The 12,236-nt window shown below is 35.9% G+C and carries 13 protein-coding genes; 6 read left to right on the top strand and 7 right to left on the bottom strand.

Going from position 1 to position 12,236, the window contains the following annotated elements; translation table 11 throughout:
* Nucleotides 1–32: 32 nt before the first annotated feature.
* The 5 genes from rpoZ to ACUN0F_RS13660 all read right to left on the bottom strand — a co-directional run bounded on the left by rpoZ (nucleotide 33) and on the right by ACUN0F_RS13660 (nucleotide 4,908).
* Nucleotides 33–245 (bottom strand): DNA-directed RNA polymerase subunit omega, encoded by a 213-nt coding sequence (gene rpoZ, locus ACUN0F_RS13680; protein WP_000933965.1) that lies wholly within the window; start codon nucleotides 243–245, stop codon nucleotides 33–35.
* Nucleotides 246–247: 2 nt separating this feature from the next.
* Nucleotides 248–865: a guanylate kinase gene (gmk, locus tag ACUN0F_RS13675; RefSeq protein WP_001257740.1), complete on the bottom strand. Its 618-nt coding sequence runs from the start codon at nucleotides 863–865 to the stop codon at nucleotides 248–250.
* Between the two features lie 13 nt (nucleotides 866–878).
* The gene (remA, locus tag ACUN0F_RS13670; protein ID WP_001251456.1) at nucleotides 879–1,142 is read right to left on the bottom strand and encodes an extracellular matrix/biofilm regulator RemA; all 264 of its coding nucleotides are present in this window, start codon (nucleotides 1,140–1,142) and stop codon (nucleotides 879–881) included.
* A 67-nt stretch (nucleotides 1,143–1,209) separates the two neighbouring features.
* The gene (locus tag ACUN0F_RS13665; protein ID WP_445539563.1) at nucleotides 1,210–2,085 is read right to left on the bottom strand and encodes a YicC/YloC family endoribonuclease; all 876 of its coding nucleotides are present in this window, start codon (nucleotides 2,083–2,085) and stop codon (nucleotides 1,210–1,212) included.
* A 99-nt stretch (nucleotides 2,086–2,184) separates the two neighbouring features.
* The gene (locus tag ACUN0F_RS13660) at nucleotides 2,185–4,908 is read right to left on the bottom strand and encodes a calcium-translocating P-type ATPase, SERCA-type (protein ID WP_264460892.1); all 2,724 of its coding nucleotides are present in this window, start codon (nucleotides 4,906–4,908) and stop codon (nucleotides 2,185–2,187) included.
* 105 nt (nucleotides 4,909–5,013) lie between these two features.
* On the opposite strand from ACUN0F_RS13660, the gene ACUN0F_RS13655 reads away from it, so the two are divergent.
* The 3 genes from ACUN0F_RS13655 (at nucleotide 5,014) to ACUN0F_RS13645 (ending at nucleotide 8,765) form a co-directional block, all read left to right on the top strand.
* Nucleotides 5,014–6,723, top strand: coding sequence for an Rqc2 family fibronectin-binding protein (locus tag ACUN0F_RS13655; RefSeq protein WP_445539562.1), 1,710 nt, complete (start codon nucleotides 5,014–5,016; stop codon nucleotides 6,721–6,723).
* 364 nt (nucleotides 6,724–7,087) lie between these two features.
* A complete protein-coding gene (locus ACUN0F_RS13650; protein ID WP_445539561.1) occupies nucleotides 7,088–8,158 on the top strand; it encodes a M24 family metallopeptidase in 1,071 nt (356 codons plus the stop codon).
* An 82-nt stretch (nucleotides 8,159–8,240) separates the two neighbouring features.
* Complete coding sequence (locus ACUN0F_RS13645; RefSeq protein ID WP_264460889.1) at nucleotides 8,241–8,765, top strand: DinB family protein; 525 nt, start codon at nucleotides 8,241–8,243, stop codon at nucleotides 8,763–8,765.
* 32 nt (nucleotides 8,766–8,797) lie between these two features.
* Here the strand turns inward: ACUN0F_RS13645 and ACUN0F_RS13640 are convergent, their stop codons facing one another.
* Both ACUN0F_RS13640 and ACUN0F_RS13635 read right to left on the bottom strand, forming a co-directional pair.
* Entirely contained in the window at nucleotides 8,798–9,166 is a 369-nt protein-coding gene (locus tag ACUN0F_RS13640; RefSeq protein ID WP_264460888.1) for a YoqO family protein, read from the bottom strand.
* A 15-nt stretch (nucleotides 9,167–9,181) separates the two neighbouring features.
* Nucleotides 9,182–9,547: a YoqO family protein gene (locus tag ACUN0F_RS13635; protein ID WP_264460887.1), complete on the bottom strand. Its 366-nt coding sequence runs from the start codon at nucleotides 9,545–9,547 to the stop codon at nucleotides 9,182–9,184.
* Nucleotides 9,548–9,714: 167 nt separating this feature from the next.
* Between ACUN0F_RS13635 and ACUN0F_RS13630 the strand changes: the two genes are divergently transcribed.
* From ACUN0F_RS13630 to ACUN0F_RS13620, 3 genes are all read left to right on the top strand, one after another.
* Nucleotides 9,715–11,100 carry a hypothetical protein gene (locus ACUN0F_RS13630; RefSeq protein WP_445539560.1) on the top strand — a complete coding sequence of 462 codons (1,386 nt, stop codon included), beginning with the start codon at nucleotides 9,715–9,717 and terminating at the stop codon, nucleotides 11,098–11,100.
* Between the two features lie 166 nt (nucleotides 11,101–11,266).
* Nucleotides 11,267–11,521: a YbeF family protein gene (locus ACUN0F_RS13625; protein WP_087985066.1), complete on the top strand. Its 255-nt coding sequence runs from the start codon at nucleotides 11,267–11,269 to the stop codon at nucleotides 11,519–11,521.
* Between the two features lie 22 nt (nucleotides 11,522–11,543).
* Nucleotides 11,544–12,221 (top strand): HAD family hydrolase, encoded by a 678-nt coding sequence (locus ACUN0F_RS13620; protein ID WP_445539559.1) that lies wholly within the window; start codon nucleotides 11,544–11,546, stop codon nucleotides 12,219–12,221.
* Nucleotides 12,222–12,236 lie beyond the last annotated feature (15 nt).

Here is a 12,236-nt window from a genome sequence, read left to right as displayed (position 1 = left end):
AGTCTATGTTTTAATTTGTCGAAAAGAATGTCTTAATCGATGATTTTGCCTTCGCTTGGTACATATTTTAATACTTCTGCATCGATTTCTTCTAATGATTTACCTACACATTTATGAGAAACAGGTTGCTCGATAACACAGTTATCAGCAAGTTGCATTTCACGCGCACGTTTTGCAGCTACTGTTACAAGTGTATATTTAGAATCGATTTTTGTTAATAATGAATCAATTGATGGATTTAACATAATTATAGACCCTCCGTCATTTCTTTATAATATTTTGCTACTCTTTCGCGGCGGCAATGTTCACCAACCACAATTGCTTTAATTCTTTCACAAGCTAATTCAACTTGATCGTTTTCTACAACATAGTCGTAAGCGTCCATCATTTCGATTTCTTCTTTCGCTACCGTTAAACGATTTTCAATAACATCTTCAGTTTCTGTACCACGGCCGACAATACGGTTCTTTAGTTCAGATAAACTTGGAGGTGCTAAGAAAATAAATACACCTTCTGGGAAAGCTTTCTTAACTTGAATTGCTCCTTGCACTTCAATTTCTAAGAATACATCTTTTCCTTCTTGTAATGTTTTTTCAACATAGTCAATCGGTGTTCCGTAATAATTACCTACGAACTCAGCCCACTCCAGTAATTTTTCATTACGAATCATTTCCTCAAATTCTTCTCTCTCTTTAAAGAAATAATCCACACCATCTACTTCACCTTCACGTGGCTTACGTGTCGTTACTGAAATGGAGTACTGAAAACGTGTATCCTCATGACTAAACAGCTCTTTTCGAACCGTTCCTTTACCAACCCCAGAAGGTCCTGAAAGAACGATGAGCAATCCTCTTCTACTTCTCATAAATATGTAAAACCTACCCTTCCTCACTTAAATCTTCTTTATTATTCAAACGATGTGCAATCGTCTCTGGCTGAATTGGACTTAATACCACATGCCCATCATCCATAACAATAACCGCCCTTGTTTTTCTCCCATACGTAGCATCAAGCAAAGCATTATGTTCGCGTGCTTCCTGTACTGTTCGTTTAATAGGAGCTGACTCCGGACTTACAATAGCAATAATTCGATGAGCAGATACAATATTTCCGTATCCAATATTTAAAAACCGCATGGCCATAGTTTGCGCCTCCTAGTAAGTCTATCCGATTTCTCCACCACGTATAACTTTATATATTTTTTGAAAGCTACTCAATATTTTGTACTTGTTCACGAATTTTTTCAAGGTTATTTTTCATTTCTACAACATATTTTGAAATTGTTAAGTCATTTGCCTTAGAACCAATCGTATTAATTTCTCTATGCATCTCTTGCACGATGAAATCCATTTTCCTTCCAACAGGCTCTTCAATCTGCAGTGTTTCACGAAATTGCTCTAAATGACTTTGCAAACGAACTAACTCTTCGTGAATATCACAACGCTCTGCAAAGATTGCGACTTCTGTTAACAATCTTTGTTCATCTAGATCTTGATTATGTAATTCTTTTAAGCGATTTTCTAATCGTTCACGATATTTTTGTGTAACAATCGGTACATGCGGAATAATTGCATTTACACAATTGTGAATCTCTTGTAGACGATACGCTATATCTTTATGTAATCGTTCTCCTTCGCCATCCCTCATCGTTTTTAACATATGAGCAGCTTGGCGAACAGCCTCATATAAACCGTTCTCAAATTGTTCATTTACATTTTCTACTTCTTCAATCGCTGTTACTTCTGGCATTTCCATTAATTGCTGAAGTGTAATAGAATCTTGTAATTGAAATTTTCCTTTTATATCTTCCATAATCGATTGGTACTGCTCAAGAAGCGACCAATTCACATTTAATTTTCTTTCAACAAGCCCTTCACCCGTTATACTAATAGACACTTCAATGCGTCCACGCCGAACTTGTTCTGCAATTATTTTACGAATTTTTTCTTCAAATATCATCATTTGCTTCGGAAGTCGAATACTCATCTCTAGGAAACGGTGGTTCACCGATTTCATTTCTACTGTAATTTGAAAAGTATCATTTTCTACTTTCGATCTTCCAAATCCTGTCATACTACAAATCATTTTTATCACATCCAAGCCATGAAATAACTCAATGAAAAAGGTAATAGAGACAAGGCTCTACTACCTTCTGTAAATTATATCACATTTTCATATCATTGACTATTTCAAGTTTAATCCCTTCTTATATAATACTGGCTTTTCCTTCTTCCCCTTTTTCCCTGTTAATAAAGAACCTACTAATAAGAAGGTCGGAATTGATGACAAACCTCCAATTAACAACCAATCTCTCGCTTGTATTGGCATTGTACTAAAGATCGGTTGTAGCGGTGGGTAATATATAACCACTAACATTAACAGTAAAGAAATAATAACCGCTCCTACTAAATACACGTTCCCAAACGGATTACGGTGGAAGATTGAATGTTCACTTCGGCAATCAAATACATGAATAAGTTGTGCAAGTACCAACGTCGCAAACGCCACAGTTTGTGCATATTTCAGTTCATTTGGATGTTGATTATATGCAATAATAAACGCCACTAACGTCACTGCTCCAATTAGAAAGCCACGGCTTATAATTTTCCAGGCAAGCCCTCTAGCAAATACCCCTTCTTTCGGATGACGCGGCGTTCTCTTCATAACGTCTCCTTCCGCCTTATCCAATCCTAATGCCATCGCCGGTAATCCGTCAGTCACTAAGTTCACCCATAAAATTTGAATGGGAACCATCGGCAGCGGTAATGCAAGTAACATTGCAAATAACATGACTAAAATTTCTCCTACGTTCGATGCTAATAAATAACGAATAAACTTACGTATATTCTCGTATATATTTCTACCTTCTTTAATTGCTGATTTAATCGTAGCAAAATTATCATCTAGCAAAACAAGAGAAGAAGCTTCTTTCGCAACGTCTGTCCCTGTAATTCCCATCGCTATCCCAATATCCGCTGTTTTTATAGCCGGAGCATCGTTTACTCCATCACCTGTCATCGCTACTATATGCCCTTTATTTTGCAACGCCTTAACAATCTTCAATTTATGTTCAGGTGATACTCGAGCAAATACATACGTATCTTCTACAACACTTTCTAGTTCCTCTACATCCATATTCGCGAGTTCTACTCCTTCAACAACACGTCCACCAGGTGGTAAAACCCCTAATTGTTCCGCAATTGCCATTGCTGTCACTTTATGATCTCCTGTAATCATCACTGTTCGAATACCAGCTTCTCTGCACTCTTTTACAGCCTGTTCTACCTCTGGTCTTGGCGGATCAATCATTCCCTGTATCCCGACCAACATAAAATCTTTTTCAACGTCTCTTTCATGTTCAATAGAATCTGTTACTTTTAATGGCTTAAATGCAACTGCAATTGTTCGGAGCGCTTGACTACCTAAACTATGAATAGCCGCCTGTACTTCTTTTCTATACAACTCACTTAACGGTTGTTGCTTATCCCCCCATAAAATCGTTTGACTCATTTGCAGGAGGACATCTGGTGCTCCCTTCGTAACAAGAAACTTTTTCCCCTCTCTATCTCGCACAATAACACTCATCATTTTTCGAGTTGAATCGAATGGAAATTCACGAATAATTTCAAATTTCCCTTTCAGTGCCTCACGCGTTATCCCCGCTTTCATTGCTGCAGCTACAAGTGCTCCCTCAGTTGGATCTCCATCTAATACATACGCCTTTTTCTTTTGAATAATATTTGCGTTATTACAAAGTGAACCAAATGTTAGTAGTTGATACAGTGCTTTTGTTTTAGCTGGATCGCATTCTTTTTCACCTTTCAAAAAAGAGCCATTAGGTTCATATCCTTGACCCGTAACTTTCCATAATTCCCCACCTGACCACATATGTGTTACCATCATTTTGTTTTGCGTCATTGTTCCTGTTTTATCAGAGCATATAACAGAAGCGCATCCTAACGTTTCTACCGCTGGTAACTTCCTTACAATTGCTCTCTTTTTAATCATACGCTGTACACCAAGCGATAAAGCTACTGTAACAATTGCTGGTAATCCTTCAGGAATAGCAGCAACAGCTAGCGACACGCCTGCTAAAAACATATGATACACTTCATTCCCTTGATACACACCGGCTAATACAACAAGCGCTGTCAAAATAAGAGCGACAATAATTAATATTTTCCCGAGTTGCTCTAATCTTCTTTGCAGTGGTGTTTCCATTTGCTCTGCATTTTGTAACATATTTGCAATTTGGCCCATCGCTGTATTCATACCAGTTGCTACAACGACCCCTGTTCCAGCTCCTCGTGTAATCATCGTACCCATAAAAGCCATATTTTTTTGATCACCAATTGAAACATCTTTCCCCTGCAGAGCTTCTACCTTCTTCTGCACCGGTACTGACTCTCCTGTCAAAGCTGATTCTTCGATATATAAACTTGATGCCTCAACAAGACGTACATCCGCCCCAATACGATCACCACTAGAAAATTTAATGATATCACCTAAAACAAGTGCTTTAGACGGTGCTTTTACCCAATTTCCATTCCGCATTACAGTAACTTGCGGGGCGGCTAGCTCTTTTAAAGCTTCCAGTGACTTTTCAGCCTTTCTTTCTTGAAAAAAGCCAAGAATACCATTGATAATAACAATCGCAACAATCGCAATAGAATCAATGTATTCACCTAAAAAAGCTGAAACTATTGTTGCACCAAATAAAACAAGTACCATAAAATCTTTAAACTGCGCCAAAAATACCATCAGTGCAGAAGGCCTTTTGGCTTCATCTAATTCATTTGTACCAAATTTTTTTATTCGCCCTTCTGCTTCCTTCTCTGTAAGCCCAACCTTCACATTCGTATTCGTTCTTTCTTCCACTTCGTTTGCGCGCATTCCATACCAGTTCATCCCGCTATCGACCTCCTGATTCCAGACATACTCTATTGAAAGCTTATTCAGCCTCGTCCAAAAAAATGCTATAATTAACTTTTAGTTAGAAAGGAGTGTTCATTTATGGCATTCGATGGATTATTTACAAGAGCAATTACACATGAAATTGCAAATTCTCTTTACACTGGAAGAATTTCCAAAATATATCAACCTTCAAAATACGAGATTTTATTACATATTCGAGCAAACGGAAAAAATCAAAAACTAATTCTTTCCGCTCATCCGACATATGCACGTTTACACTTAACAAATCAAAATTACGATTCACCTGCACTTCCGCCAATGTTTTGTATGCTTCTTCGTAAGCATTTAGAAGGTGGATTCATTGAAAAAATTGAACAAATTGGTTTAGAGCGCATTATTCAAATTACAGTTCGTAGCAGAAATGAAATTGGTGACGAATCGCTAAAAACATTAGTAATTGAAATAATGGGACGACATAGTAACATCATTTTAGTAGATACAAAAACAAACAATATTTTAGATAGCTTAAAACACGTTTCTTTAGCGGTAAACCGACATCGAACTGTATATGCTGGAGCGGAGTACATTGCACCACCAGCACAACATAAAATTAACCCACTCCAGATTGAAACAAATGATGAATTTATTAGACCGCTAGACTTTCTATCTGGAAACATGGATAAACAGCTTGTCGGCACCTTTACGGGAATTTCGCCGTTATTCGCAAAAGAAGTAGTGAAAAAAGCAGGTATGGTAAATGAAAAAGCATTAGCGGACGCATTTTTCTCCATACAAAAACCATTACTAACTCATACATATTCACCAACAATGACTACTTCAAATGGAAAAGAATTCTTTTATCTTTTCCCTCTTGCACACTTGCAAGGAGAAGACAAGACATTCTCATCTGTTAGTGAATTGCTAGACCGTTTCTTTTTCGGAAAAGCAGAGCGCGACCGTGTAAAACAACAAGCTTATGATTTAGAGCGCTTTATGCAAAACGAAAAAAATAAAAATGAGAAGAAACTCATTAAACTAGAAAAAACATTACAAGATGCCGGAAAAGCAGATAAATATCAACTATTTGGAGAACTACTTACAGCCAATATGTACGCTTTGAAAAAAGGTGATAAAGATATTGAAGTCGTTAACTATTACGACGAAAATGGCGGAACTGTAAAAATTACATTAGATCCTTTAAAAACACCATCTGACAATGCGCAACGCTATTTCCAAAAGTACCAAAAAGCGAAAAATTCAGTTGTTGTTGTAGAAGAACAAATCGAAAAAACAAATGAAGAAATTCTTTATTTTGATAGCTTACTTCAACAAATGGAAGCTGCTTCTTCAAAAGATATTGAAGAAATTCGCGAGGAATTAGCTGACGAAGGTTATATGCGCAATCGTAAAGCAAAAAATGCTAAGAAGAAACCAACTAAACCGGTATTAGACAAATATTTAGCTAGTGACGGAACAGAAATTTTCGTCGGTAAAAACAACAAGCAAAACGATTATTTAACAACGAAGTTTGCCCGTCGTGATGAAATTTGGTTACATACGAAAGATATCCCTGGGTCTCATGTTGTCATTCGTTCTCTTGAACCTACCGAAGAAACCGTGTTAGAAGCTGCTAAAATCGCTGCCTATTTCAGTAAAGCAAAAGATTCTAGTTCTGTTCCTGTAGATTTCACCAAAATACGCCATGTCAAAAAACCGAGTGGTGCAAAACTTGGTTTTGTTACGTACGACAATCAGCAAACCGTATATGTAACACCTGATGCTGATACTGTAATGAAATTAAAAGCTTAAATATAAAAATGCGTTGCTCATAAGCAACGCATTTTTTATATTTTTTCAATTTAGTTCCTATATCCATTCAATAACTCAAAACATCTTTCTCCCTTTCAATATTGTCAAAAAAATTGACAGTGTCATTTCACAGTTGTATAAATTTTTTTACAACATGTAAATAAAGTGCGCCTCCAATCAATATTTTTTCATCCCCCTGCTATTTATTGAAGCAATCTGGATTTTATGAACAAACCGTCTCCCACAAATAGCGAGCTATTTTTTATCTCCCCTAAAATATATGTTGTTCCTACTATCTTTTCTTCAAATATATATTTTGGCACACTATTTGCTTTATTCAATACTGTGAATAGGGGGAATTAACATGACTTTAAAAATTAATAAAATCCAAAATCAACTACAAAACTATGAAATTGACGGATTACTTATTACAAAAAAAGAAAACCGCCAATATGCAACAGGCTTTACAGGTAGTGCTGGCGTCGTCTTAATCTCTGCGGATAAAGCTGTTTTTATAACTGATTTTCGCTATGTAGATCAAGCGAAATCACAAATAAAAGATGCTGAAATTATTATGCATAAAGGAAATTTAGAAAAAGAAATTGCAAATCAAGTATCGAAATTAAACATTCAAAAACTCGGAATTGAAGAAAACAACATGACATTGCAACAATATAAAAACTTACAAAAATACGTACATGTGGAAATGATTCAAGTGTGCGAAATCATCGAAAATATTCGTATTATTAAAGACACGCCTGAAATAGAAACAATGAAAATTGCAGCTAATATTGCTGACGAAGCATTTCACCACATCCTTACGTTTCTAAAACCAGGAATAAGTGAAAATGATGTACGAGATGAGTTAGAATTTTTCATGCGTAAAAAAGGGGCTACCTCCTCATCATTTCAAATCATTGTAGCTTCTGGCGTTCGCTCTTCACTTCCTCATGGAGTTGCATCAAATAAAATAATCGAGCGAGGCGACGTCGTTACATTAGATTTCGGTGCACTTTACGACGGATATTGTTCCGATATAACACGTACTGTAGCAATTGGGGAACCATCAGAAGAATTCAAAAAGATATACAATGTTGTACGAGAAGCGTTAAAACGTGGGACGGAAGCAATTAAACCTGGAGAAACTGCGAAAAGTATCGATGATATAACGAGAGATTACATTACTGAGCATGGATACGGCCAATATTTTGGACACTCTACCGGTCATGGTCTTGGGTTAGAAATACATGAACCTCTTCGCCTATCCCAAGAAAGTAAGGCTACTTTAGAAGAAGGTATGGTCGTTACAGTTGAACCTGGTATTTACATACCAAACTGGGGCGGTTGTAGAATTGAAGATGATATTGTCATTACAAAAGACGGATATGAAGTTATTACAAAATCAAATCGGGAACTAATTGTCATACCTTGTTAAAATCATAACCTTTTAAAAGGAGTTTTTCTCTGCACATAGAATTCTTTCTCTGGAGTCGTCGTTTAAAGAGGGGGAATTTAAATTGAATTTTGTAATTGATAAAATAGATGGTTTGCAAGCTGAATTTTCCAAACTTGTTTCCATGATGAATTACGCTCGCTATACAACAATGCAAGCGGTGGAATGTTTAACAATTGAAGAACTTGATTATTTATATGATGAGGAAGCAAACTCAATTGGTATGCTTTTGTACCATATGGCTGCTATTGAATTTTACTACCAAATTCATACTTTTGAAGACCGTGAACCAACGGAGGCTGAATTAGAACAGTGGTTACCTGCTATTGAGTTAGGAGTTCTTGGACGCGAGAAAATAAAAGGAAACTCTATAGAATTTTACATAAACACATTAGAAAAAGTACGTTCCAAAACGATCGAGACTTTTCAATCGTTACCTGATGAATGGCTATTTAAAACGACAGACTTTTGGTATGACAAACCAGCAAACAACTACTTTAAATGGTTTCACGTTTTTGAAGATGAAATCAATCATCGCGGACAAATTCGTTTAGTTAAAAAGATGCAAAAAACACATTCAGTAAAGTAAGAAAGTGCCACCGGATAAGGTGGCACTTTCTTTTATTCATTAACGAATAACTTTTCGTTTATTTTTTTAGCAACTACCGCTACCGATATTAAAATACATATTAAGTATAGCAATTTTACAATAAACAACCACCCTTGAAACATTATAATTCCATCTATTATCTCATTTCCTTTCAATAACAAAAATGGAATTGTGCTAATTATAATGACAAACTCGATGCTGAAAACAAATTTCTTTTTTCTGCTATATGCTTTCCATTCATCCCAGCGATACATGGGAGCAAATATCAATACTCCTATACATAATATAATTGGTACCCATTCACTTTTAAGAAATTGCCCTGAAATAACTGATAATAGTAAACAAACGAGCACACCATAATAACCTATTTTCTCTCTCATTCTTCCCCCCCCATTCTACTTCTCCTTTAATATGTAACTTACTATGCTTATAACAAATCTTAGTAAAATAACAAATACAATTACAATATAAAGCCCCTTCGCAGATGACATCCATTCTTGAAAAATAGACATTTTCTCCATTTGCTTCTGCCCCTCTATTAAAATAATCCCTGCGATAAATGAACAAATAACAATAATGCCTATCATAAATCCGATACTTTTCTTACTATATTGTTTCATATCATCCCAGTTATATAAAAGTATAAATACAAACCCGAAAACAGGTATAATACTGATCCATTCATTGTTTGTAAACAGGTTTAAAATGATTAATAGACTACAAGATATAACGAATCCCCAAAATCCAATTTTTTTGTGCATAAGCCCTCCTTAAATTCCATTTTTAGGATTAATTGTATTGTAACCTCCATTTCTACTTCTTACCATTACAGTATATGAAATTTCACTTTTTTTCTTTTTCCTATACTCACATACTTTTACTGCTTTCATACAATAAACTACACGAATGCCTAAAGGATGTGAATGTTATGGGAGTTGAATTAACGCTGTTGCATGCTCTCTATATTCTTTGTTTACTCACTATTATTACTTTTTTTATTCTCCGGAAAGATACGACGATTATTTGTATCGTTTTTATCTTTTTATTAGCATTAACTGCTACAAGTTCTATCCCTCTTGCCGTTAGCGGTATTTTTCAAAGTTTCATTTACGCCATTACTGAGCTATTACCAACTATATTAATCATCTCCATTATCGTATCAATGAGCAATCTACTCGTTCATACTGGCATAAATGATACGATGATTTCACCATTTACAAAGATGATTCGTACCCCTACCCTCGCCTACTGGATTATCGGCCTTTTAATGATGACAATTTCTTTCTTCTTTTGGCCTTCTCCAGCTGTCGCTTTAATGGGAGCTATTTTATTACCCGTGGCTGTGCGCGTCGGCCTTCCGCCAATTGGAGTTGCCATTGCTATGAACTTGTTCGGACACGGCATCGCCTTATCTGGTGACTTCGTTATTCAAGGTGCATCGAAATTAACAGCGGATGCTGCTGGTCTTCCTGTTTCCAGCGTTGTTTCTGCCAGTGTTCCCCTCGTTATCGTTATGGGTATTGTGACAACTTCCGTCGCATTTTTCTTCTTACGAAAAGAATTCCATACAGGCTTATCGTTGCAAGAATCTATCCCATCAACTGAGTCTTCTAAAACGCTCACTTCATTATCTCCTCGAACAAAAAAATGGCTCGCTATTTGTATTCCGATCGTATATGCCATCGATATCCTTTTCATGATTCAATTTAAACTACAAGGAAGCGACGCAACTGCACTTATCGGCGGGACGACTGTTATTATGATTATCATTATTTCCCTCATCGCTTACAAAGAAAATGGACTGAATAAAACGACCGATTATTTTATAGAAGGGCTCCAATTTGGATTTAAAATTTTCGGCCCAGTTATTCCAATTGCTGCACTCTTTTATTTAGGAGATAGCGGTTTTGTAAAAATTATCGGAGACTATTTACCGAAAGGTTCACATGGAATCATTAACGACTTAGGGATCGCCTTATCTCAAACTGTTCCTTTAAACCAATATGTATCGGCGGGAACATTAACTATCGTTGGCATCATAACTGGATTAGATGGATCTGGATTTTCCGGCATTTCACTTGCTGGTTCGATTGCTAACCTTTTTGGAACAGCACTTGGGCATGGAACAGCTACATTAACAGCACTCGGGCAAATTGCTGCAATCTGGACTGGGGGCGGAACGTTAATTCCTTGGGCGCTTATTTCTGCCGCTGCCATTTGTAAAGTTGATCCATTTGAACTTGCACGCCGAAACTTTTTACCCGTTGTGATTGGCTTAATTGTCACCACGATCGTTGCGATGTTTATTTTATAACGTAAGTAAGTGTTCTCTTGCTTACGTTTTTTATTGTGAAATCCATCATTTATTACTGACTTCCAAAAGGGATTATGTATATATTAGCGAAATTATATTAAGAGAGTATTTACTTCAAAACGTTTACGAGAAACAGATTACTTCCATTAGAAAAGGGGACATAACTATGAATGAATTGATTTTCGTCTTATTAATTTGTCCATTACTTATCTTTATCGTTTCTGTTATTGGAACGCGCAAGACGAAAACGTATTACGTAATGCCGATTGTAACGTTTGCTAGTTTTTTAATAATAGGTGTTATCGCCTTTACTCCAAAATTTTTCTTTTGGGTTGGTATGTACAGCATCTTCTCATTTATTGTTTCTTATATGACGCTATTGTTTGTGAGAGGATATGAGGTTGTGGAAAACGCTAAATAGTTGTTAGCAAGGAGATTGTCATATGATTTTCTTTGATATTGATGGAACTTTACTTGATTATGATACTGCTGAAAGTAAAGGTATTATAGATTTCTTTCAAACATATAACACTATTTTTTTAGGTAATGAATTAGAAGCCACAAAATTCTGGCATGAATTATCAGAAAAATATTTCAACAAATTTTTATCCAAGGAATTATCTTTCCAAGAACAACAAGTAATGCGAATGTATCATTTATTTAAAACATACGGAGTAAACTTATCAGCCAGAGAATCTCAGCATAGATTCAATCAATATATAGAACTATATAAGAACAACTGGACCCTGTTTGAAGATGTACTCTATACATTACAAACCTTGCAGCAAAGAGGGTACTCATTAGGTATCATTAGTAATGGCGATTATGAACAACAAATTGAAAAATTAACCGCTCTAAACATTCTACAATATTTCCAATATATTTTTACTTCTAGTGAGATTGGTATATCGAAGCCAAACCCTAAAATCTTTCAAAGAACTGTATTACAATTGAATCTTGAAATGAAAGATTGCTATTATATTGGCGATCGATTAGAAACAGATGCAATTAGTAGTACAGCAGCTGGAATGCATGGGATATGGTTAAATCGGGATAACTTGCAACTCAAGTTTGATGTTCCTACTATCTGTTCTTTACATGAAGTTTTAACAATACTATAAAAAAACGACCGCGTT

Source organism: Bacillus sp. 1A, from assembly GCF_052682215.1.
This window is presented reverse-complemented; position numbering and strand designations above follow the sequence as displayed.

Bases quoted from the DNA above. Each gene is read 5' to 3' on its own strand.
- rpoZ (WP_000933965.1), bottom strand. From the start codon at position 245: ATGTTAAATCCATCAATTGATTCATTATTAACAAAAATCGATTCTAAA.
- gmk (WP_001257740.1), bottom strand. From the start codon at position 865: ATGAGAAGTAGAAGAGGATTGCTCATCGTTCTTTCAGGACCTTCTGGG.
- remA (WP_001251456.1), bottom strand. From the start codon at position 1,142: ATGGCCATGCGGTTTTTAAATATTGGATACGGAAATATTGTATCTGCT.
- ACUN0F_RS13665 (WP_445539563.1), bottom strand. From the start codon at position 2,085: ATGATTTGTAGTATGACAGGATTTGGAAGATCGAAAGTAGAAAATGAT.
- ACUN0F_RS13660 (WP_264460892.1), bottom strand. From the start codon at position 4,908: ATGAACTGGTATGGAATGCGCGCAAACGAAGTGGAAGAAAGAACGAAT.
- ACUN0F_RS13655 (WP_445539562.1), top strand. From the start codon at position 5,014: ATGGCATTCGATGGATTATTTACAAGAGCAATTACACATGAAATTGCA.
- ACUN0F_RS13650 (WP_445539561.1), top strand. From the start codon at position 7,088: ATGACTTTAAAAATTAATAAAATCCAAAATCAACTACAAAACTATGAA.
- ACUN0F_RS13640 (WP_264460888.1), bottom strand. From the start codon at position 9,166: ATGAGAGAGAAAATAGGTTATTATGGTGTGCTCGTTTGTTTACTATTA.
- ACUN0F_RS13635 (WP_264460887.1), bottom strand. From the start codon at position 9,547: ATGCACAAAAAAATTGGATTTTGGGGATTCGTTATATCTTGTAGTCTA.
- ACUN0F_RS13630 (WP_445539560.1), top strand. From the start codon at position 9,715: ATGGGAGTTGAATTAACGCTGTTGCATGCTCTCTATATTCTTTGTTTA.
- ACUN0F_RS13625 (WP_087985066.1), top strand. From the start codon at position 11,267: ATGAATGAATTGATTTTCGTCTTATTAATTTGTCCATTACTTATCTTT.
- ACUN0F_RS13620 (WP_445539559.1), top strand. From the start codon at position 11,544: ATGATTTTCTTTGATATTGATGGAACTTTACTTGATTATGATACTGCT.